This is a genomic window from Bradyrhizobium sp. ISRA464 (assembly GCF_029910095.1).
Classification (GTDB): domain Bacteria; phylum Pseudomonadota; class Alphaproteobacteria; order Rhizobiales; family Xanthobacteraceae; genus Bradyrhizobium.
Map to the genome: position 1 here is coordinate 44,538 of NZ_CP094526.1, position 22,288 is coordinate 66,825.

The 22,288-nt window shown below is 64.6% G+C and carries 20 protein-coding genes and 1 pseudogene; 15 read left to right on the plus strand and 6 right to left on the minus strand.

The window, feature by feature from the left end; translation table 11 throughout:
- Positions 1-94: 94 nt before the first annotated feature.
- The 3 genes from MTX19_RS00195 (at position 95) to trmB (ending at position 2,479) form a co-directional block, all read left to right on the plus strand.
- Positions 95-511, plus strand: coding sequence for a helix-turn-helix transcriptional regulator (locus MTX19_RS00195; RefSeq protein WP_280981954.1), 417 nt, complete (start codon positions 95-97; stop codon positions 509-511).
- A gap of 103 nt (positions 512-614) precedes the next feature.
- Positions 615-1,739, plus strand: coding sequence for a M20 family metallopeptidase (locus tag MTX19_RS00200; RefSeq protein WP_280981955.1), 1,125 nt, complete (start codon positions 615-617; stop codon positions 1,737-1,739).
- Entirely contained in the window at positions 1,736-2,479 is a 744-nt protein-coding gene (gene trmB, locus MTX19_RS00205) for a tRNA (guanosine(46)-N7)-methyltransferase TrmB (RefSeq protein ID WP_280981956.1), read from the plus strand. The genes MTX19_RS00200 and trmB overlap by 4 nt, the downstream gene beginning before the upstream one ends.
- 88 nt (positions 2,480-2,567) lie before the next feature.
- Here the strand turns inward: trmB and MTX19_RS00210 are convergent, their stop codons facing one another.
- Together MTX19_RS00210 and MTX19_RS00215 are read right to left on the minus strand one after the other, a co-directional pair.
- On the minus strand, positions 2,568-3,413 hold the full coding sequence (locus MTX19_RS00210; protein ID WP_280981957.1) for a phytanoyl-CoA dioxygenase family protein: 846 nt from the start codon (positions 3,411-3,413) through the stop codon (positions 2,568-2,570).
- Positions 3,414-3,666: 253 nt separating this feature from the next.
- Complete coding sequence (locus tag MTX19_RS00215; protein WP_280981958.1) at positions 3,667-4,740, minus strand: DUF2336 domain-containing protein; 1,074 nt, start codon at positions 4,738-4,740, stop codon at positions 3,667-3,669.
- Between the two features lie 328 nt (positions 4,741-5,068).
- On the opposite strand from MTX19_RS00215, the gene rimP reads away from it, so the two are divergent.
- The 11 genes and pseudogenes from rimP (at position 5,069) to MTX19_RS00270 (ending at position 17,557) form a co-directional block, all read left to right on the plus strand.
- Positions 5,069-5,833, plus strand: a complete 765-nt coding sequence (gene rimP, locus MTX19_RS00220; RefSeq protein ID WP_280981959.1) for a ribosome maturation factor RimP — start codon at positions 5,069-5,071, stop codon at positions 5,831-5,833.
- Positions 5,834-5,836: 3 nt separating this feature from the next.
- Positions 5,837-7,447: a transcription termination factor NusA gene (gene nusA / locus MTX19_RS00225; RefSeq protein WP_280981960.1), complete on the plus strand. Its 1,611-nt coding sequence runs from the start codon at positions 5,837-5,839 to the stop codon at positions 7,445-7,447.
- Between the two features lie 15 nt (positions 7,448-7,462).
- Entirely contained in the window at positions 7,463-8,149 is a 687-nt protein-coding gene (locus MTX19_RS00230; RefSeq protein WP_280984648.1) for an RNA-binding protein, read from the plus strand.
- 109 nt (positions 8,150-8,258) lie between these two features.
- Positions 8,259-10,931 (plus strand): translation initiation factor IF-2, encoded by a 2,673-nt coding sequence (gene infB / locus MTX19_RS00235; RefSeq protein WP_280985786.1) that lies wholly within the window; start codon positions 8,259-8,261, stop codon positions 10,929-10,931.
- A 154-nt stretch (positions 10,932-11,085) separates the two neighbouring features.
- Positions 11,086-11,496 (plus strand): 30S ribosome-binding factor RbfA, encoded by a 411-nt coding sequence (rbfA, locus tag MTX19_RS00240; protein WP_280981961.1) that lies wholly within the window; start codon positions 11,086-11,088, stop codon positions 11,494-11,496.
- On the plus strand, positions 11,496-12,605 hold the full coding sequence (gene truB / locus MTX19_RS00245) for a tRNA pseudouridine(55) synthase TruB (RefSeq protein ID WP_280981962.1): 1,110 nt from the start codon (positions 11,496-11,498) through the stop codon (positions 12,603-12,605). Before rbfA ends, truB begins: the two co-directional genes overlap by 1 nt.
- 2 nt (positions 12,606-12,607) lie before the next feature.
- Entirely contained in the window at positions 12,608-12,877 is a 270-nt protein-coding gene (gene rpsO / locus MTX19_RS00250) for a 30S ribosomal protein S15 (protein WP_280974658.1), read from the plus strand.
- A gap of 316 nt (positions 12,878-13,193) precedes the next feature.
- Complete coding sequence (pnp, locus tag MTX19_RS00255; protein WP_280981963.1) at positions 13,194-15,350, plus strand: polyribonucleotide nucleotidyltransferase; 2,157 nt, start codon at positions 13,194-13,196, stop codon at positions 15,348-15,350.
- A 190-nt stretch (positions 15,351-15,540) separates the two neighbouring features.
- Positions 15,541-16,270, plus strand: a pseudogene (locus MTX19_RS00260) (superoxide dismutase).
- Positions 16,271-16,365: 95 nt separating this feature from the next.
- Positions 16,366-16,824 carry a GNAT family N-acetyltransferase gene (locus tag MTX19_RS00265; protein ID WP_280974661.1) on the plus strand — a complete coding sequence of 153 codons (459 nt, stop codon included), beginning with the start codon at positions 16,366-16,368 and terminating at the stop codon, positions 16,822-16,824.
- A gap of 136 nt (positions 16,825-16,960) precedes the next feature.
- Positions 16,961-17,557, plus strand: coding sequence for a glutathione S-transferase family protein (locus tag MTX19_RS00270; protein ID WP_280981964.1), 597 nt, complete (start codon positions 16,961-16,963; stop codon positions 17,555-17,557).
- A gap of 157 nt (positions 17,558-17,714) precedes the next feature.
- Here MTX19_RS00270 and fabV read toward each other — a convergent pair whose 3' ends face one another.
- The 3 genes from fabV to fabA all read right to left on the minus strand — a co-directional run bounded on the left by fabV (position 17,715) and on the right by fabA (position 20,760).
- Complete coding sequence (gene fabV, locus MTX19_RS00275) at positions 17,715-18,887, minus strand: enoyl-ACP reductase FabV (RefSeq protein ID WP_280981965.1); 1,173 nt, start codon at positions 18,885-18,887, stop codon at positions 17,715-17,717.
- Positions 18,888-18,971: 84 nt separating this feature from the next.
- Entirely contained in the window at positions 18,972-20,195 is a 1,224-nt protein-coding gene (fabB, locus tag MTX19_RS00280) for a beta-ketoacyl-ACP synthase I (protein ID WP_280981966.1), read from the minus strand.
- 43 nt (positions 20,196-20,238) lie between these two features.
- Complete coding sequence (fabA, locus tag MTX19_RS00285; RefSeq protein WP_280981967.1) at positions 20,239-20,760, minus strand: bifunctional 3-hydroxydecanoyl-ACP dehydratase/trans-2-decenoyl-ACP isomerase; 522 nt, start codon at positions 20,758-20,760, stop codon at positions 20,239-20,241.
- A 325-nt stretch (positions 20,761-21,085) separates the two neighbouring features.
- Between fabA and irrA the strand changes: the two genes are divergently transcribed.
- Entirely contained in the window at positions 21,086-21,577 is a 492-nt protein-coding gene (gene irrA, locus MTX19_RS00290) for an iron response transcriptional regulator IrrA (RefSeq protein WP_280981968.1), read from the plus strand.
- Between the two features lie 114 nt (positions 21,578-21,691).
- Here the strand turns inward: irrA and MTX19_RS00295 are convergent, their stop codons facing one another.
- Entirely contained in the window at positions 21,692-22,219 is a 528-nt protein-coding gene (locus MTX19_RS00295; RefSeq protein ID WP_280981969.1) for an SH3 domain-containing protein, read from the minus strand.
- Between the last annotated feature and the right edge of the window lie 69 nt (positions 22,220-22,288).

The following is a 22,288-nucleotide window of genomic DNA, read 5'->3' on the forward strand; positions in this document are numbered from 1 at the left end:
CCTCCTTGCAGGATTTGACGGCACCTGCGCCTGAGGCATATTCGCTTCCAACTTGCCTCATCCACGGGCGCGCAATTCCCTAGGAGAGTTGGAGATGTCTACCAAAGCGCCCAACCCTGTTGACAAATATGTCGGCAGCCGCGTCCGCATGCGACGCATCATGCTGGGCATGAGCCAGGAAAAGCTGGGCGAGGCGCTGGGTCTGACGTTCCAGCAGGTGCAGAAGTACGAGAAGGGGACCAACCGCGTTGGCGCCAGCCGGCTGCAGCAGATCTCCGAAATCCTGCAGGTCCCGGTCTCGTTCCTGTTCGACGGCGGCCCGAGCGGCGTCAAGACGTCCGACGGCTTCGGCGAAGGCGCCTCGCCTGCTTACGTGTCGGATTTCCTCGCGACCGCCGAAGGCCTGGCGCTGACCCGTGCCTTCACCCGCATCGCCGATGCCAAGCTCCGCCGCAGCATTGTCGAACTGGTCGAGCAGATCGCTGCACGCGAGGCGTCCGACCAGGCCTGACCCAGCCGTATCCGTTTGAGGGATCGCCAAATCTGGAATATGTCATTCCGGCGCGCGGACCCGCGCGCCCCGACACGTGAATTCACAGGCGTCGACACCGTCCATGTCCAGCAACCCGTTTGAAGCAGGAGCGATCCTCGACGGCATCCGCCGCTGGGTCGAGATCGAGTCACCGACCGAACGGCCGGACCAGGTCAACAAGCTCGTCGACCTCGTCACATCGGGTTATCGTGATCTGCCGGCAACCGTGGAGCGTGTCGCGGGACGCGACGGCCGCGGCGATCACCTGATCGCGCGCTCGTCCTGGGGCCAGGAGGCGCCGGGCATTCTGGTGCTGAGCCATCTCGACACCGTGCACCCGATGGGATTCATCGAACGCCTGCCGTTCAGGGTCGATGGCGACAGCGCGTTCGGTCCCGGCATCTACGACATGAAGGGCGGCGCCTATCTTGCCTATCATGCCTTCCGGCGGATCTGCGCCGATGGCGCGCGGGCGCCGCTCGGCATCACCCAGCTCTACGTATCCGACGAGGAGGTCGGCAGCCCGACGTCACGGGCGCTGATCGAGGCTGAGGGCCGCAAAGCCAAATACGTGCTGGTGACCGAGCCGGCGCGCGACGGCGGCAAGATCGTCACCGGGCGCAAGGGCGTCGCGCGGTTCGACGTGGCCATCAAGGGCGTGCCCGCGCATGCCGGCACGCGTCCCGAGGACGGCCGCAGCGCGATCCGCGAACTGGGCAACGTGATCCAGACGCTGGAGGCGATGAACGACCTCAAGCGCGGCGTCACCGTCAATGTCGGCGTCGTCCGCGGCGGCACCAAGCCGAACGTGATTGCCGAAGAGGCCTATGCCGAGGTCGACCTGCGCGTGCCGACCATGGCCGATGCCGACGAGCTGGTGCCGAAGATCCTCGGGATCACATCGCGCACCGAGGGCGTTACCGTGACGGTAACAGGCGAGCTGAACCGTCCGCCCTATGAAAAGAGCAGTTCCGGCACCGCGCTCTACGAGCACGCCAGGACGCTTGCCGCCGAACTCGGCTTCGATCTGCTCGATGTCTTCACCGGTGGCGGCTCCGACGGCAATTTCACTGCGCCGCACACCGCGACCCTCGACGGCCTCGGCGTCGACGGCAAGGGCGCGCATACCCACTACGAGCAGCTCTATATCTCCTCGCTCGAGCCGCGTGCGCGGCTCCTGCACCGGCTCTACCAGACGCTGCGATGATCGCTGCACCGCGTGACGCTGGCGACCATGACGTGCCCCCGGACGACGGCGCGGCTGCCCATTCGCGCGGATCGTTCTTCGGTCGCCGCAAGGGCCACAAGCTGCGCGCGCACCAGGCCGACCTGATCGACCATCTGCTGCCGCATCTGGCGCTCGACATCGGCGCTCCCGCGCCCGCAAGCCTGACCGAACTGTTCGACGACGGCCTCGAGAGCGTCAGGCTCGAGATCGGCTTCGGCGGCGGAGAGCATCTGGTTGCGGAAGCGCAGGCGTTTCCCAAGATGGGCTTCATCGGCTGCGAGCCCTATGTCAACGGGATGGCGAAGATCCTGACCCAGATCGAGGCACACAACATCGGCAACGTCAGGCTGTTCGCCGGCGACGCCGCCGAGCTGCTGGCCTGGGCGCCGGCGCGCTCGCTTTCGCGCATCGACCTGATCCATCCCGATCCCTGGCCGAAGCGGCGGCACTGGAAACGGCGCTTCGTGCAGGATGCGACGGTCGCCGCGATGGCGCGGATCCTGACGCCGGGCGGCGAGTTCCGCTTCGTCAGCGACATCGACGACTACTGCGCTTGGACGCTGGCGCATCTGATGCGCTCGCCGGACTTCGCCTGGCTCGCCGAACGCGCAATCGACTGGCAGCAGCCGTGGCCGGACTACACGATGACGCGCTACGGCGCGAAAGCCGAACGCGAGGGTCGCAAGGCCGCGTATCTAAGATTTCGGCGCACGGGTTAGTAACGTCGTTCCAGGGCGATGCGCAGCATCGAACCCGGAACCTCGAGATTCCGGGTTCTCGCTGCGCGAGCCCCGGAATGACAAGAGGTTACCCCTTCGCCGCGGCCATCCGGGCCTTCTTGACGTCGGTCGCCTCCCACACCATGCGCTTTCCCCGCTCGCGGCCCAGCAGCTCGATCGGGTCGCGATTGTCGATGTGGCCGAACTGCCCCTTGTAGACGCCGTAGCCGCACAATTCCTGCAGCCGACGCGGAAAGCGCACGGCGATGTCGCGGGGAATGCCGAGCTGCAGGTTCTCCTGCTGCCGCATCCAGCCCCAGCAATAGGCGCAGGAGAAGGCGAAGCGCCTGGCGTCGCTGGTATTGGCGCCGCCGCCGTGCCACAGCGCGCTGTCAAACAGCATCACGCTGCCTGCAGGCATGGTCGCGGTGACAGCGTCGTAATCCTTGCCGTATTCCGGCGACGAATCGTATTTGTGGCTGCCCGGGATGATCCGCGTCGCGCCGTTGTCGTCGCGGAAATCCGACAGCGCCCAGATCGCATTGATCGTGATCGGAATGTGCGGCCGTGGCAGAGGGATCAGTTGCGTGTCTTCGTGGATCGGTTGCGCCTCCTGGCCGGGACCAAGCACCAGCGAGCAGAACGACGAGAGCAGGCATTCCTTGTCCAGCACGCACTCGACAACCGGCAGCACATTCTCATGCAGCGGCACCTCCCAGAACAGGTCGTCATAGGTCAGGAGGTTGTTGATGCGCAGCGTCTTGAAGCCTTCGAACGAGGTCCTCGCCAAGCCGCGATCATGCTCGCGCTCGATCCGCAGCACCGCCTCCTTCAATCCCTCGACCAGCTCGGGCGAGGCGGCACGCGCGATCACGGTATATCCGTCCTCGCGGATCCGTTCGGCGTGCGATTGAATGTCGGCGTCCATCAGCATGGCAATCTCCCTGTTGGCGCTGTGTCGCGCCTTGCAGGAAGCATAGCGGGCAGACGACATCTTTGGGAGGTATTTTGACGCTGCTACCTTGCCTCGTCATTGCGAGCCAACGGGACGCGCGCATGCGCGCCCGATGACAGGCTCCGCGAAGCAATCCATTTCGGCCCCGGGAGATATGGATTGCTTCGTCGCTTCGCTCCTCGCAATGACGAGGGAGAGAGTTTACCACCGACGATCGCGCCGCGCTCGGCTCCTACCGCGACTTCCAGAAATCGACGACGCGCTGCGCGGTGGACGGCATCAGGCGGACGAAATTCACCCGCGCGCCTTCGATATCGGCCGGTGACGGCACGCGGTTCCGCCCGAGCCGCATCAGGATCAGCGCCCGCACCGTCAGCCATTCGAGGCCGATGGTCTTGCTGGCGATCAGGATCGGATCGTAACGATCGCCGGAGATCAGGCGGTCGAGCGTCACGATCTTCACGCCGGTCATCGCGGCCAGCGCCGCGACCGACTCTTCGTATTTGAAGGACTTTGCGAAATCGAGCAGCGCCGCCTCGTTCAGCTTGCCGGCGTGATGCAGCGCGAGGATCGCGCGCTGTGCCAGCGCGAAATCGCGACGGCCCTCGACAGGAACGATCACGCCTTCGATCTCGCTCATCGCGAGCTTGATCTCGGCCTGCCGCTCCGGCTTGACGACATCGAACAGGCGCCGGCGGATCACGTCGATCGAGCCGGCGAGCAGGTTCTTCAGATGCTCGGGCGGAAGATCGTCGCGCCGGCCGATCTTCAGCGTCAGCACGCCGTCCTGTCCGGCACGGCGGATCATCGTGGCGAAGGCGTCGTCCGAAAATGCAGCACCGGCGTTGCCGGCCGCGCATCTGATCACGTCGCGATCGCCACGGCGGACGATGACGTCGGTCAGTTTGGTCGAAAGCTTCGGCCGCTCGGCTATCGCGAGCAGATGGCCTTGCCCCTTCGCGTTGGCGATTTCGACCAGCACATGCTCGTCGATCACAGGCGAGCGGCGCAGCAGCGGGCCTGCGATCGCGATATTGTCTTCATGGGCGAGCTGGCCGACGAGGTGCCGCGGTGCGTTGGCAAGCAGCGCGAGCCTCTCGGCCAGATCGATCCGCGCATCCAGCTCGGCATGTGGAACCAGGCTGGTCAGCACGCCATCAAAAAGATCGATATGGTCGGGACGGAAGGTCGCAGCGCCCTGCAGGAACAGCTCGCTGACCCGCCGCGCGGCTTCAGCACGGCGCTTGGGGTCACCGCGGCGAACGATGTCATCGAGTTCCGGGATCAGCGCGGGGGCTGTCGTCATAAGCCTATCCAAACCAGCGGCTTCTGCCGGTTTGCCGGCAATCTAGGTCCCGTTTGTAAACGGAGGGTTAGATCGAGCCTCGCGGGGGAGCTGCAAAATCACCCGCCCCCGGGAGCCGGAGGCCTTGCCGGGTCGGGGCAAAAGCGCTATATCGGCAGCAACTTATGGTATCTCATACGATCGCGTAGGAGAGTGGGCCCCCGGGGACCCGCTCTTTTTTATTACCTGACGGGACCCAGCGAGCCCGGGTCCCGTTTGGGTAGCGTTACCGGCCCCTTAAGGCCGCGGAAACAACACGACAGACCTCAGACCGCCTTTGACACTCGATATGACCGATCCGACCGTAACGTCCATCGACGCCGAACTGCTCAACGAGCCGCGGCTCGTCGTCGAGCCCGGCGTGGCCGCGCGGGTGGCCGCAGTCGCCGTGCCGGTCCTGCAGGGCATGGGCTATCGCTTGGTGCGCATCAAGGTCTCGGGCGAGGCCGGCTGCACCGTGCAGATCATGGCGGAACGGCCCGACGGCTCGATGCAGCTCGAGGACTGCGAGGCGATCTCGCGCGCGCTGTCGCCGGTGCTCGATGTCGCCGACCCGATCGATCGCGCCTACCGGCTCGAGATCTCGTCGCCGGGTATCGACCGTCCGCTGGTGCGCCGCTCCGACTTCGAGCGCTATAATGGCCATCTCGTGAAAATCGAGATGGCGGTGGCGCATCAGGGCCGCAAGCGGTTCCGCGGCACGCTCGCGGGCGTCGAGGGCAATGCGGTGCGCGTCAAGCGCGACGATCCGCGCCCGGACGAGGATGCCGACGTCCTCCTGGTGATGGAGGATATTTCGGATGCACGGCTGGTGCTGACCGACGAGCTGATCGCTGAATCGATGCGCCGCGGCAAGGCCGCCGAGCGCGAGCTGCGCCGCGAGCTCGGGCTGGCGCCGCCGCAACCGGAGCACGCAAAGAAGAGCGATCCGGCGAAAAGCCATAAACCGAAGCCGAAGCCCGGCAAGAAGCCGGCTCCGACCAACACCAAACAACACCGCTTGGCCGCCGAGCGTGCGCGTCGAGGCGAGATCGATCCATCCGAAGGAGACTAAGCCATGGCAGTCAGCGCCAACAAACTCGAACTGCTGCAGATCGCAGACGCAGTTGCGCGCGAAAAGTCGATCGACCGCTCCATCGTGATCGCGGCGATGGAGGACGCCATCGCCAAGGCGGCGCGCGCCCGTTACGGCAGCGAGACCGACATCCATGCCGAAATCGACGCCAAGAAGGGCGAGCTGCGGCTGACGCGCCACATGCTCGTGGTCGACGTCGTCGAGAACGCCTCGAACCAGATCTCGCTGGCCGACGCGCAGCGCGCCAATCCGGGCGCCCAGGTCGGCGACACCATCGCGGACACCCTGCCGCCGCTGGAATATGGCCGCATCGCCGCGCAATCCGCCAAGCAGGTGATCGTGCAGAAGGTGCGCGAGGCCGAGCGCGACCGGCAGTACCAGGAGTTCAAGGACCGCATCGGCGATATCGTCAACGGCGTCGTCAAGCGTGTCGAATATGGCAGCGTGATCGTCGACCTCGGCCGCGGCGAAGCTATCGTACGCCGCGACGAGATGCTGCCGCGCGAGGTGTTCCGCAACGGCGACCGCGTCCGCGCCTATATCTTCGACGTCCGCCGCGAGACCCGCGGCCCGCAGATCTTCCTGTCCCGCACCCATCCGCAATTCATGGCGAAGTTGTTCGCGCAGGAAGTGCCGGAGATCTACGACGGCATCGTCGAGATCAAGGCGGTCGCCCGCGATCCGGGCTCGCGCGCCAAGATCGGCGTGATCTCGCGCGACTCCTCGGTCGATCCGGTCGGCGCCTGCGTCGGTATGCGCGGCTCGCGCGTGCAGGCCGTGGTGAACGAATTGCAAGGCGAGAAGATCGACATCATTCCGTGGTCGCCCGACATCGCGACCTTCGTCGTCAACGCGCTGGCGCCGGCTGAAGTCGCCAAGGTCGTGATCGACGAGGACCGCGAGCGCATCGAGGTCGTGGTGCCCGACACCAACAACCAGCTCTCGCTGGCGATCGGCCGCCGCGGCCAGAACGTGCGTCTCGCCTCGCAGCTCACCGGCTGGGACATCGACATCCTGACCGAGCAGGAAGAGTCGGAGCGCCGTCAGGCCGACTTCGAGAATTCGACGCGCGTGTTCATGGAAGCGCTCAATGTCGACGAGGTGGTCGGCCAGCTGCTCGCCTCCGAAGGCTTCACCTCGGTCGAGGAACTCGCGCTGGTCGATGTCAAGGAACTCGCCGGCATCGAAGGTTTCGACGAGGAGACCGCCACCGAGCTGCAGACCCGCGCCCGCGAATATCTGGAACGGCTCGAGGCCGAGCTGGAAGCCAAGCGCAAGGAACTCGGCGTCGAGGACGCCATGAAGGATGTGCCCGGCATCACCTCGAAGATGCTGGTGAAGCTCGGCGAGAACGACGTGAAGACCGTCGAGGACCTCGCCGGCTGCGCTACCGACGACCTGGTCGGCTGGACCGAGCGCAAGGACGGTGGCGAGCCGACCAAGCACACCGGGTTCCTCGACGGCATCGAGATTTCGCGCGACGACGCCGAGGCGCTGATCATGCAGGCCCGCCTCAAGGCCGGTTGGATTACCGAGGCCGACCTCGCCAAGCCGGCCGCGGAAGCCGAGGCCGCCGAAGAACCGGCGGCGTAAGGAGATGGCTTGCGGATGCTCGCTCAGGCTGACCTCGATCTCGACGATGGCCCGCGGACACCGAAGTCCGCGACCACGCGGATGTGCGCGGTCAGCCGCGAGGTGCGCCCGATCGACGAGCTGATCCGGTTCGTCGTCGCGCCCACGGGCGAGGTGATCCCGGATCTCAAGCGCAAGCTCCCGGGCCGGGGATTGTGGGTTTCCGCATCGCGGCGAAGCGTTGCAGAAGCGGTCCGCCGTCACCAATTTAACAGGGGATTCAAGCGCGATGTCCGTGTCGCGCCGACCCTTCCCGCCGACACCGAGGCACTTTTGGTGCGCAGCGCCATCGACGCCCTGGCGATGGCCGCCAAGGCCGGCGAGGTTGTGTCCGGCTTCGGCAAGGTCGAGGACGCGCTCAACCGGGGCGAAACCGCAGCCCTGATCCACGCTTCTGACGGCGCTGCCGACGGAATCCGGAAATTGGACGCGATCCTCCGGCAAAGGAGCGAAAAACGTGGTGAATCGCCGGTAATCGGCACCGTCAATGTTTTGACGTCGGCAGAATTGGATTTGGCACTTGGGCGCGCAAATGTGATACATGCTGCGCTGCTCGCGGGCCCGGCGAGCAAGACGTTCCTGTCGCGCTGCCAGATGCTGGTCCGATACCGGATGGCCGACGACGACAAGACCGCCGAAGCGGCCAGAAATTCCAGAGCATGATCCGGGAGGGCGGAGACCGCCTTTTCCAACGGGATCATGCTCAACAATAGACGACGCGTTGAAGGACTTGTGCGGCAAACGCACAGCGAAACGAGATTAGGACTGCTGAATGGTTGATACCAAAACCCCTGGCGACAAGACTTTGAGTGTCCCGAGCAAGACCTTGACGCTGAAACCGCGCGTCGAGACGGGCACCGTGCGCCAGAGCTTCAGCCATGGCCGGACCAAGCAGGTCGTGGTCGAAAAGCGCGGCAAGCGCCGCATCGGTGGCGATGGCCCGGCCGAGACGCACGCGCCGGAACCCGTGGTCGCAAAGCCTGCGGCGCCAGCCGCCAAGCCGCCGCTCGGCCGCCCGTCAGGCCCGCCTCCCGGCCAGGCGCAGCGCAACACCCGCTCGGGCGTCGTACTGCCGACCCTGACCGAGGACGAGCGCTCTGCGCGCGCCAACGCGCTCGCCGACGCCCGGCAGCGCGACATCGAGGAGCGTCGCCAGGCCGAAGAGGAGGCCAAGCGCCGCGCCGCCCGGGAGGCCATCGAGAAGGCCGAGCGCGAGGCCGCCGAAGCCCGCCGCAAGGCGGAAGAGGAGCGCCATCGCCAGGAAGAAGAGGCCAAGCGCAAGGCCGAAGTCGAGGCCAAGCGCCGCTTCGGCGAGGCCGAAGCCAAGCCCGCGGCGCCGGCCGCTCCGGCCACGGCCAAGCCGGCCGCACCCACCTCGGCACCGGCAGCCCGCACGCCAGCTACACCCACGCGCACCCCGGCCGCCGCGCCGAGGACCCCGGTCGCCGCCGAGGCCGACGATGACGAAGGTCCGCGCCTGGTGCGCCGCCCCGGCGGCGCCGTGCGCCCGGCGACAGCGCCGAAGATGACCCACAAGCCCGGTCCGCAGAAGCAGCGCGGACGCCTCACCGTGACCACGGCACTCGACGTGGACGACGTCCGCGAGCGTTCGATCGCCTCGTTCCGTCGTCGCACCCAGCGCCTGAAGGGGCATTCGTCGAACGAGCCGAAGGAGAAGCTGGTCCGCGAGGTCACGATTCCTGAAGCGATCACGATCCAGGAACTCGCCAACCGCATGTCGGAGCGCGCGGTCGACGTCATCCGCCTGCTGATGAAGCAGGGCGCGATGCACAAGATCACCGACGTGATCGATGCCGACACCGCGCAACTGATCGCGGAAGAGCTCGGCCACACCGTCAAGCGCGTTGCCGCTTCCGACGTGGAAGAAGGCCTGTTCGACGTCGTCGACGACTCGACCGACACCGAGCCGCGCTCGCCCGTGGTCACGGTGATGGGTCACGTCGACCACGGCAAGACCTCGCTGCTCGACGCGCTGCGCCACGCCAACGTGGTGTCGGGCGAAGCCGGCGGCATTACCCAGCATATCGGCGCCTATCAGGTGCTCTCGCCCGAGAGCGGCACCAAGATCACCTTCATCGACACGCCCGGCCACGCCGCGTTCACCGCGATGCGCGCCCGCGGCGCCAAGGTCACCGACATCGTCGTGCTGGTGGTCGCGGCCGACGACGGCGTGATGCCGCAGACGGTGGAAGCGATCAATCACGCCAAGGCGGCAAAGGTGCCGATCATCGTGGCGATCAACAAGATCGACAAGCCCGATGCGAGGCCCGAGCGCGTGCGCACCGAACTGCTGCAGCACGAGGTGCAGGTCGAATCGCTCGGCGGCGACGTGGTCGACGTCGAGGTGTCGGCGAAAAACAACACCAACCTCGACAAGCTGCTGGAAATGATCGCGCTGCAGGCCGAAATCCTCGACCTGAAGACCAATTCGCATCGCCCGGCGGAAGGCACCGTGATCGAAGCCAAGCTCGACCGCGGTCGCGGTCCGGTCGCGACCGTGCTGGTGCAACGCGGCACGCTGCACGTCGGCGACATCATCGTGGCCGGCGCCGAGATGGGCCGCGTCCGCGCGCTGATCTCCGATCAGGGCGAGAATCTCGACGAGGCCGGCCCGTCCGTGCCGGTCGAGGTGCTCGGCTTCAACGGTCCGCCGGAAGCCGGCGACCGCCTCGCCGTGGTCGAGAGCGAAGCCCGCGCCCGCCAGGTCACGAGCTACCGCGCGCATCAGAAGCGCGAGAACGCGGCGGCCTCGATCTCGGGCATGCGCGGCTCGCTCGAGCAGATGATGTCGCAGCTCAAGACCGCGGGCCGCAAGGAATTCCCGCTGATCGTCAAGGCCGACGTGCAGGGCTCGCTGGAAGCGATCCTTGGCTCGCTGGAGAAGCTCGGCACCGACGAGGTCGCAGCCCGCATCCTGCATGCAGGCGTCGGCGGCATCTCGGAGTCCGATGTCACGCTGGCGGAAGGCTTCAACGCCGCGATCATCGGCTTCTCCGTCCGCGCCAACAAGGAAGCGGCAGCCGCCGCCAAGCGCAACGGCATCGAGATCCGCTACTACAACATCATCTACGATCTCGTGGATGACATCAAAAAGGCGATGTCCGGCCTGCTCGCGCCCACGCTGCGCGAAACCATGCTGGGCAACGCGCAGATCCTGGAAGTATTCAACATTTCCAAGGTCGGCAAGGTCGCGGGTTGCCGCGTCACCGACGGAACCGTGGAGCGCGGCGCCAATGTTCGCCTGATCCGCGACAACGTGGTGGTGCACGAGGGCAAGCTCTCGACGCTGAAGCGCTTCAAGGATGAAGTGAAGGAAGTGGTCGCCGGCCAGGAGTGTGGCATGGCGTTCGAGAACTACGGCGACATGCGTGTCGGCGACGTGATCGAGTGTTACCGCATCGAGACGATCCAGCGCTCTCTGTAAGTCCAAGTCTTACGAAGCGCCTGGGTCCATTTAACTGAAAATGCGTCGGCGTGGCCGGACTAGGTCTGGCCACTCCGCATTGTCTGAAATTGAAAAGCTAGGACATTGATGCCCGGGGCGAAGCCTGCGGGCGTGACGGTTTTGGAAGAAGGTCATGTCCCGTCAGAAGAAAAGCTCCGCGCCCGGAGGATCACAACGTCAGCTACGCGTCGGCGAAACCGTTCGCCATGCGGTTGCCGAGATTCTGTCTCACGGTGACGTCCACGATCCGGATCTTGAAGGCCACATCATCACCGTTCCCGAGGTGCGTATGTCGCCGGACCTGAAGCTCGCAACGATCTACGTGATGCCGCTCGGCGGACGCGACACCGACGCCGTGATCGCAGCGCTCGAGCGCAACAAGAAATTCCTCCGCGGCGAGATCGCGCATCGCATTAACCTGAAATTTGCACCTGACATCCGCTTCCGCGTCGACGAGCGATTCGACGAAGCGGAACGTATCGAGAAATTACTGCGAACACCTGCGGTGCAACGAGATCTTGCACCCGATTCGGACGACGAGTGATGACTGTGACGACGACCAACAGCGCGATCGACGCGAAAGATGCCGACGCGCGCGACGCTGACAGAGATATTTTTTCCGAACAGCGCAGTGACGGTCCGCGTCGGGTGAACAACGATCCGCGCCAGAAGCAGGGCAAGCAGAACCAGCAGCCGCGCCGCGACAAGCGTGACGTGCACGGCTGGGTCGTGCTCGACAAGCCGATCGGCATGACCTCGACGCACGCGGTCGCGGTGCTCAAGCGCCTGTTCCAGGCGAAGCGCGCCGGCCATGCCGGCACGCTCGATCCGCTCGCCTCCGGGGGCTTGCCGATCGCGCTGGGCGAGGCCACCAAGACGGTGCCGTTCGTGATGGACGGCCGCAAGCGCTATCGCTTCACGGTGTGCTGGGGCGAGGAGCGCGACACCGATGACACCGAGGGACGCGTCGTCAGGACCAGCGACAACCGGCCGACGGCCGATTCAATCCGCGACCTGCTGCCCCGCTTCACCGGGACGATCGAGCAGATCCCGCCGCAATATTCGGCCATCAAGGTGCAGGGCGAGCGCGCCTATGACCTGGCGCGCGACGGCGAAACTGTGGAACTGAAGCCCCGTCCGGTCGAGATTCACGAATTAATCCTTGTAGAACACGGAGATAACGGCCAGTCCGTGTTCGAGGCCGAGTGCGGCAAGGGAACCTATGTCCGGGCGCTGGGCCGCGATATGGGCCGGATTCTGGGCTGTTTCGGCCATATCTGCGCCCTGCGGCGGACCATTGTCGGTCCATTTACCGAGCAGGACATGATTCCGCTGGAACAGTTAGAGGCTTTATGCAATAGAGCCGCGTCTGGCGAGGGTAGCCTCGCCGACGCGCTTTTGCCCGTTGAGACCGCGCTGGACGACATCCCGGCACTGGCCGTCACACGGGCTGATGCGGCAAGGCTCCACAGGGGCCAGGCCGTTTTGTTGCGCGGACGGGATGCGCCCAATAGTAGCGGCACAGTCTATGTCACGGTGGCAGGCCGTCTTCTGGCGCTTGCCGAACTTGGCAATGGCGAACTCATCCCCAAGCGCGTGTTCAACCTGAGCGGACTGACTGCCAGTTCGGCTCGCAACCATGGAAGCAATTGACGATGTCGATTACCGCGCAACGCAAAGCGGAAGTCATCAAGACGAATGCCACCAAAGCCGGCGACACCGGCTCGCCCGAGGTCCAGGTCGCGATCCTGTCGGAACGCATCAACAACCTCACCGAGCACTTCAAGACCCATGCGAAGGACAACCATTCGCGGCGCGGCCTCCTGAAGCTCGTGTCGACGCGTCGCTCCCTGCTTGACTACATCAAGCGCAAGGACGAGGCGCGTTACAAGGCGCTGCTCGAGAAGCACAACATCCGTCGTTGATATCGAGAAGCACGCGCGCGGTTCGCGCGCGTTTTCGTGTGATCTTCCGGGGAGACGGACTTTCGAATTGTCGAAAGACGATCATGCGCAACAGCATGGCCTTCACGCCATGCACACTAGCGTCCAGCAGCAATCCGGCCGCTGGACGGGGCAAGATGCCCAGATGACCGAAAGGATGGACGCCATCCGGAACCCAAGGACCATGGCAGGATCGCCGGACGCTGGTCGCAGCAGCGCATCAGTGTCTCGCCGTCTTGCGCATGGTCTTTGTGTTTTGGAGCGCCGTGCTTTCGCGAAACCATGAAAGAAGACCGAAATGTTCAAAACGCATTCCGTCGAGATCGACTGGGGTGGACGTCCCCTCAAGCTTGAAACCGGCAAGATCGCCCGCCAGGCCGACGGCGCCGTGATGGCCACCTATGGCGAGACCGTGGTGCTCGCCACCGTCGTTGCGGCCAAGGCGCCGCGCGAGGGCGTCGACTTCCTGCCGCTCACGGTCGACTACCAGGAGAAGGCTTACGCCGCGGGCCGCATTCCCGGCGGCTATTTCAAGCGCGAGGGCCGTCCGACCGAGAAGGAGACGCTGGTCTCCCGCCTGATCGACCGTCCGATCCGTCCACTGTTCGTCGACGGCTGGCGCAACGAGACCCAGGTGATCGTGACGACGCTATCGCACGACATGGAGAACGATCCCGACGTGCTGTCGATGGTCGCAGCCTCCGCCGCGCTGACGCTGTCCGGCGTGCCGTTCAAGGGCCCGATCGGCGCTGCGCGCGTCGGCTTCGCCAATGACGAATACGTCCTCAACCCGACGCTGGACGAGATGACCGAGAGCCAGCTCGACCTCGTCGTCGCCGGCACCGCGGACGCCGTGCTGATGGTCGAGTCGGAAGCCAAGGAGCTCAACGAAGACGTGATGCTCGGCGCGGTCATGTTCGGCCACCGCCACTTCCAGCCGGTCATCAACGCGATCATCGAGCTCGCCGAGAAGGCCGCCAAGGAGCCGCGCGAAGTCACCCCGATCGACAATTCGGAGATCGAGAAGGAGATGCTCGGCATCGCCGAGCAGGAGCTCCGCCAGGCCTATGCGATCGCAGTGAAGCAGGACCGCTATGCCGCGGTCGGCGCCATCAAGGAAAAGGTGATGGCGCACTTCTTCCCCGAAGGGCAGGAGCCGAGATACGACAAGCTGCGCGTCGCCGACGTGTTCAAGGAGCTGGAAGCCAAGATCGTCCGCTGGAACATCCTCGATACCGGCAAGCGAATCGATGGCCGTGACGTCAAGACCGTGCGCAACATCGTCGCCGAAGTCGGCGTGCTGCCGCGCGCTCACGGCTCGGCGCTGTTCACCCGCGGTGAGACCCAGGCGATGGTCGTGACCACGCTCGGCACCGGCGAGGACGAGCAGTACATCGACGCGTTGTCGGGGACGTACAAGGAGACGTTCCTGCTGCACTACAACTTCCCGCCCTATTCGGTCGGTGAAACCGGTCGCCTCGGCGGCACCAAGCGCCGCGAGATCGGCCACGGTAAGCTCGCCTGGCGCGCGATCCACCCGGTGCTGCCGCCGCACCACGAGTTCCCGTACACGATCCGCGTGGTCTCCGAGATCACCGAATCGAACGGCTCGTCCTCGATGGCCTCGGTCTGCGGCGCCTCGCTGTCGCTGATGGATGCCGGCGTGCCGCTGAAGCGGCCGACCGCCGGTATCGCCATGGGCCTGATCCTGGAAGGCCAGCGCTTCGCGGTGCTGTCGGACATCCTCGGTGACGAGGATCATCTCGGTGACATGGACTTCAAGGTCGCCGGCACCGACCAGGGCATCACCTCGCTGCAGATGGACATCAAGATCGAGGGCATCACCGAGGAGATCATGCGTGTCGCGCTTGGCCAGGCCAAGGAAGGGCGCGTCCATATCCTCGGCGAGATGGCCAAGGCCCTGACCGCGGCCCGCGCCGAGCTCGGCGAATACGCGCCGCGCATCGAGACCTTCAAGATCGCCACCGACAAGATCCGCGAAGTGATCGGCACCGGCGGCAAGGTGATCCGCGAGATCGTCGAGAAGACCGGCGCCAAGGTCAACATCGAGGACGACGGCACCGTGAAGGTCGCCTCCAACGACGGCGAGGCGATGAAGGCCGCGATCAAGTGGATCAAGTCGATTGCGTCCGATCCGGAAGTCGGCCAGATCTACGACGGCACCGTGGTCAAGGTGATGGAGTTCGGCGCCTTCGTGAACTTCTTCGGCGCCAAGGACGGTCTCGTCCACATCAGCCAGCTCGCGGCCAACCGCGTGCAGAAGACCTCCGACGTCGTCAAGGAAGGCGACAAGGTCAAGGTCAAGCTGCTCGGCTTCGACGACCGCGGCAAGACCCGCCTGTCGATGAAGGCGGTCGACCAGCAGACCGGCGAGGATCTGGAAGCCAAGCAGAAGCCCGAGGCTCCGGCCCCGCGCGAAGCCGCCGGCGAGTAAGCCGAGGCAATTCGACTGTTATGGAAAGGGCGGCCCCACGGCCGCCCTTTTTGTTTGCGGACACACGAAACAAATCAATCTCCGCTGATCGGCATGCGCTGTTTTGACCCGGCATTGTGAGTGGCATTGTTGGAACCCGTTCACAACTCGCGCCTAACATCGGGAGGCCTTCCCAGCACGGAGAACCACGATGTCATTGATGTCCCGACGCCACCTGATGATCGCAGCAACCGGCATCGCCGCGGCCGCCGCCTCATCGCGTACGGCGTTCGCCCAGGCGACCACGCAGGCCCCGAGCGGACCGTTCAAGGTCGACCCGCTGCCCTATCGGACCAACGCGCTGGAGCCGCACATCGACGCCAGGACGATGGAGATCCATCACGACAAGCACCACCAGGCCTATGTCAGCAACCTGAACACGTTCGCCAAGGATCATCCAGAGATCGCCGCGAAGCCGATCGTCGACGTGCTCGCCAATCTCGGCAACGTGCCGGACGCGATCCGGCGTGCGCAACAACATGGGCGGCCACGCCAACCACACGATGTTTTGGCAGATCATGGGACCGAACGGCGGCAAGCCGGAGGGCGAGGTGCTTGCCGCGATCGACCGCGACCTCGGCGGCATGGAAAAATTCCAGGCCGACTTCAATACCGCCGGCGGACGCGTGTTCGGCTCGGGGTGGGTGTTCGTCACAGTGACCCGGGACGGCAAGCTCGCGATCGAGACGCGGCCGAACCAGGACAATCCGATCATGGACGGCAAGCGCGCCCTGCTCGGCAACGACGTCTGGGAGCACGCCTATTATCTGACTTATCAGAACCGCCGGCCCGATTACCTGAAGGCGTGGTGGAATACGGTGAACTGGAAGGCGGTGGCCGAACGCTACGCAGCAGCCAAGGCCGGGACGCTCGGCGTGTGAGCCCGGCTGTCGAGGCTCGCCGGCTGCGACATGCCCGGTTAAGCTGAAGGCCTCGCGGGAGATCGCGGGGCCTGTCGCGCGCTGAGAGATCGACGATGATGCTGCCGACCATCCGTCCTGCCCGCCCGGACGAATATGATGAGATCGCCCGCCTCTGGATGGAGAGCTGGGTCACGACCGGCTTGGCCCAGGCCAGCGACGTCCTGCTCGCCGATCTGCGCGTGCGCCTTCGCCACGAGGTCGAGCGCGGCTGGAGCCTGTTCGTTGCCGACGACCAGGGCACCCTCGCCGGCATGCTGGCCCTGCATCTTTCCGACAACTATCTGGATCAGCTCTTCGTCGCGCCCGACTATCATGGCAGGAGCGTAGGACGACAACTGCTTGCCTTCACACGCCGGCAGATGCCGGACGAGATCTGGCTGCGCTGCGCGCGCGAGAACGAAAAGGCCTGGCGCTGGTACGAGCGCGAGGGCTTCCTGTTCGAGCAGGAGAAGATCAACCCGCTGAACGGACTGATGATGAAGTACTACCGCTGGAAGAGAGTTCCCGGCTGATTTGCCTAACCCACGAAATTGACCCGCATATCGATCCGAACCCGGCACGCGCGTCTAACCGTAGTGCGTTGCCAAGTCGCGGCAGACGCGCGATGAACGGGCGCTGCCCGTCCCTTGCCGATGAAAGGTTCAGCACATGATCAAACTCTACTGGTCGCCGCGCTCGCGCTCGTTCACCACGATCTGGCTGATGGAGGAATCCGGCCTGCCGTATGAACGGGTGCTGACAGACATCACCACAGGGGCACAGAAGGCGCCGGACTATCTGAAGATCAATCCGATGGGCAAGGTGCCGGCGCTGACCGACGGCGACGCCCAGCTTGGCGAGGCGGCTGCGATCTGCGCCTACATCGCCGACCGCTATCCCGAGACCAAGCTGGCGCCGGCCACGACCGATCCGAAGCGCGCCCGTTATCTGCAATGGCTGTTCTTCGCACCGAGCTGCATCGAGCCGGCGCTGATCCAGCTGTTCACCAAGCTCGAAGTGCCCGCGAGCACCGCGGCGTGGGGCAGCGCGGCACAGGTGTTCGACGTGCTCGACACCGAACTGCAGAAGGGGCCATGGATCCTCGGCGACCAGTTCTCCGCCGCCGATATCACGATCGGCTCGGGACTGAATTACGCGGTGCGGGTGTTCAAGATGGTGCAGCCTCGGCCGTCATTCGACGCCTATATCGATCGCTGCGTGGCGCGGCCTGCGTTCCAGCGCGCGGAGAAGATCGCCGCGGGGTGAGCTTGTAGTCGCGCAGCCGGATGGAGCCAACGGGTCGCGCAAATGCGCGCCCGATGACAGGCTCCGCGCAATCTGGGGCAGTCGCAGACGTCGAAAGGACTCCCGGATTTCGCTTCGCTCCATCCGGGCTACAAGCCGCAAGACGTGAAAGCTTGGCCTAGCCCGGGACGACGCGAGGATCGACGTCCTGCGAATAGTCGATACCGTCGATGCCAAATCCGAATAGGCGAAGGAACTGGGTCTTGTATTCCTGGAGGTCCGCCAATTCGCCGAGCGTTGCGGTGGAGAGCAGCGGCCATCGCCGCGCCACCTCCGCCTGAACTTCGGGCGAAAGCTCCCAATCGTCGACCCTGATGCGCTGCGCCTCATCGAGTTCGGCGTCCTTGCCGAGGCGGGTCCGGAACAGGCGATCGATCTGTTCGATGCACCCCTCGTGGAGCCCGAGCTGCTTCATGACCTTGAACAGCACCGTTCCGTAGAGCGGCACCACCGGAATCGCCGAGCTCGCCTGCGTGACCACGGCCTTCAGCGCGACAACGCGTGCGGCGTCCTGGCCGAGCCGGTTTCGGATCTCTTCCGCCTTGCGGTCGAGATCGACCTTGGCGCGACCCAGCGTGCCTTTCCAGTAGATCGGCCAGGTCAGTTCACTGCCGATATAGGTGTAGTTGAGGGTCCGGAAGCCCGGCGCCAAAACGCCGGCATCCGCGAGCTGGTCAATCCAGCGCTTCCAGTCGTCGCCGCCCATCACCGCGACTGTGGCGGTCGCTTCATCCTCGCTCGCCGGCGCAAGGGTAGTCTCGAAGACCTCGCCGGTTTCGGTGTTGAGGGTCTTGATTTCGACGGGGGAGCCGAGCGGCTTGATCGCCGAGCGATAGGTTTTGCCCGTGACGGGATCTGTCCGGACCGGCGCGGCCATGCTGTAGACCAGCAGGTCCAGCTGTCCGAACTTCTCGCGCACACGGTCGATGAAGGTCTTCTTCATCTCGTCGGAGAACGCGTCACCCTCCAGCGTGAGAGGCGATCGTCCGATCTTCTCGGCCTCGATCTCGAATGCGCGATTGTTGTACCAGCCGGCGCTGCCCGTCCTGGTCGCCGTCGGCTCGCGCTCCAGCGACACGCCGATGGTATCTGCTCCGCCGGCGAAGGTCGCAACGATGCGGCTCGCGAGGCCGTAGCCGGTCGAACATCCGAGCACGGCGACACGCTTGGGGCACTCCGCAATCGGGCCGTGCCGGAGAACATAAGCGATCTGGTCGCGGACATTGCTGGCGCAGCCGACGGGATGTGCCGTGGTGCAGATGAAGCCTCGCACGCGCGGTTCGATAATCATGTCCACCCCATTTCGGATCGTTGCAATGTCACCATTCGCTGCCTGCCGGCCTCCGTCTGCAAGAGAGGAGAGGTAAAGATCAAATCACGCATCCAGCCGCTTGAACACCAGCGTGGCGTTGGTGCCGCCGAAGCCGAACGAGTTCGACAGCACGGTGCCGAGCTTGGCGTTGTCGATGCGCTTGCGCACGATCGGCATGTCAGCGAATACCGGATCGAGCTCGGTGATATGCGCGCTCTCGCAGATGAAGCCGTTGTTCAGCATCAGGATCGAGTAGATCGCCTCCTGCACGCCGGTGGCGCCCAGCGAGTGGCCGGTCAGCGCCTTGGTCGCCGAGATCGGCGGACACTTCTCGCCGGTGCCGAACACCTTGCGAATCGCCTCGATCTCCGGCGGATCGCCGGCTGGCGTCGAGGTCGCATGCGGATTGATGTAGTCGATCGGCGTGTCCACGGTCGACAGCGCCATGCGCATGCAGCGCTCGGCGCCCTCGCCCGACGGCGCCACCATGTCGTAGCCGTCGGACGTCGCACCATAGCCAACCACCTCGGCGTAGATCTTTGCGCCGCGCGCCTTGGCGTGCTCGAGCTCTTCGAGCACCACGACGCCCGCACCGCCCGCGATCACGAAGCCGTCGCGGCTGATGTCATAAGGACGCGAGGCGGTGGCCGGCGTGTCGTTGTACTTCGAGGACATCGCGCCCATGGCGTCGAACAGCACCGACAGCGTCCAGTCGAGTTCCTCGCAGCCGCCGGCGAAGATGATGTCCTGCTTGCCGATCTGGATCGTCTCATAGGCATTGCCGATGCAATGGTTCGACGTCGCGCAGGCCGAGGAGATCGAGTAGTTCACGCCCTTGATCTTGAACCAGGTCGCGAGCGTCGCCGAGGCCGTCGACGACATTCCCTTCGGCACCGCGAACGGGCCGACGCGTTTCGGACCCTTTGCGCGCGCGATGTCGGCGGCCTCCACCAGCGTCCGCGTCGAGGGCCCGCCGGATCCCATGATGATGCCGGTGCGCACGTTGGAAACTTCGTTGTCCTGGAGCCCGGAGTCGCGGATCGCCTGCTCCATCGCGACGTGGTTCCAGGCCGCGCCCTCGGCGAGGAACCGCATCGCACGTCGATCGATCACTTCGGCAGGATTGAGTGTCGGCGCACCTTGCACCTGCGAACGGAAGCCCAGTTCGGCGTGCTTCTCCGCGCGTGTGATGCCCGATTTCGCCTCATAGAGGCTCGCAAGCACTTCCTGGGTGTTGTTACCGATGGACGAGACAATGCCCATCCCCGTGATGACAACCCGCCTCATGTTCGCCTCGCCCTGCCTTTATGTTGTCGCATGATGATCCTGCTCAAGATGGCGCCGTGCCCTGCTTGAACAACCCGACCTTCAAGTCCTTGGCGCGATAGATAATCTCGTCATCCATGGAAAGCCACCCGTCGGCGATTCCAAGCACGAGCTTTGACCGCATCACGCGCTTGATATCGACGTTGTACACAACCTTGCGCGCATGCGGCAGCACCTGGCCGGAGAACTTCAGCTCGCCGAGGCCGAGCGCACGGCCGCGACCTTCACCGCCGATCCAGCCGAGATAAAAGCCGACCATTTGCCACATGGCATCGAGGCCGAGACAGCCCGGCATCACCGGATCGTTCTTGAAATGACAGCCGAAGAACCAGAGGTCCGACTTCACCTCGAGCTCGGCGCGCACCAGCCCCTTGCCGAAGTCGCCGCCGGTTTCGGAAATCTCGCTGATGCGATCGAACATCAGCATCGGCGGCAATGGCAACTGGGCGTTGCCGGGACCGAAAAGTTCTCCCCGGCCACAAGCCAGCAAATCCTCATATTCGTAACCGCCGCGCCGATCCAGCATCCTCTTCAGCCTCTCAAATGTCCCGATGAAGCGCTTTTTGCTTGAGCCGGACCGGTCTTCCCGCGGGCTTTGAGTATCCCGCCTGTGGCGCTACCAGGGTACGCTGTCGGCCTTGGGTCTCTGCCGAAAGCGCATATGTGGTCCGCGCGCTCTCTAACATAGGGCCAACGGGGCGGCAAAGCCGCATTCCGGGGATAAATCGCCGTTTCTCCATAGGGTTCCCCGTTCACCTTGGATCCGTTCTAGTTGCGAAAAACTTGCATCTGACGGTCATCCTTTTTATATTTCCTAGGAATATCGCCCGGGTTAGGTGCATAGAGTGGATATGAGCGACGAAGTAACGGTTTCGAACAATGACGCCGTGCATCCGGCTGCAGGGGGCGCTGGGCATCACCCGACTCTGACCGGCTGCCCGTGGCATGACGTCAACGAGATGCTGCAGGCTGCAGGCCTTCGGCCGACCCGTCAGCGCATGGCGCTGGGTTGGTTGCTGTTCGGCAAGGGCGCCCGCCATCTGACCGCTGAAATGCTGTATGAGGAAGCCACGCTGGCCAAGGTTCCGGTGTCGCTGGCGACTGTCTACAACACCCTCAACCAGCTCACCGATGCCGGCCTGCTGCGCCAGGTCAGCGTCGACGGCACCAAGACCTACTTCGATACCAACGTTTCGGCGCACCACCACTTCTATCTCGAGCACAATCACGAGCTGGTCGATATTCCCGACCCGAACCTCGTGCTGACGAAGATGCCGGATGTGCCTGAGGGGTACGAAATCGCCCGCGTCGACATGGTCGTGCGGCTGCGCAAGAAGCGCTGATCCCAATCAAAGCTTACCATGCGCGGGCTTGACCCGCGCGTTCATCGTCTCCGATCAAGATCTTCTTCGATGGATCGCCGGGTCAAGCCCGACGATGACGAGCGGATTATTTCGTCAGTCCACCTTCTCGTCAGCGTAGACGCCCCACAGGCGCTGCTGCTCGATCCAGCCATCGAACCCGTTGCCGGTGATCCGGCACCAGTTGTTGGCGCACTTCTTGACCTGCGCAACGACGCCGACCTGCAGTCGCGCCGCGACCGCGCTCGTGGTGTCCGGACGATCGTAGAGCGCGGCGAGATCGTCCTTTTTCTTCATGGTGACAACGGCGGTGCGGCGCCCGGACAGCAGGGAGTGATAGACCCAGCCTTCGGCGCCTTCGGAATCGCGCACCCTGCGCCAATTCTCGAATTCGGCGGTGATTTCGACCGGCAGGCCGGCCCGCGTGTAGACCCAAGCGACGTCGTTGTCCTTGGTCGGGCCGGCGCGGACGTTCACGTGATCGGATTTCAGGCTGACATAGCGCGGGATCGGCAGTCCGCTGGTGGTGGGGCTCATGTCCTTGGCCGTATGTCCCGGCATGATCGACGCGCTCAGCATGCTTCCGACCAGCGCCGCCAATGAACCGAAACGCCAAAACATCAACTCGTCTCCTGTCGAGATGACCAACTCGCATTCGGCGAGTTGCAACCCAAACCCACGCCTGAATCTCAG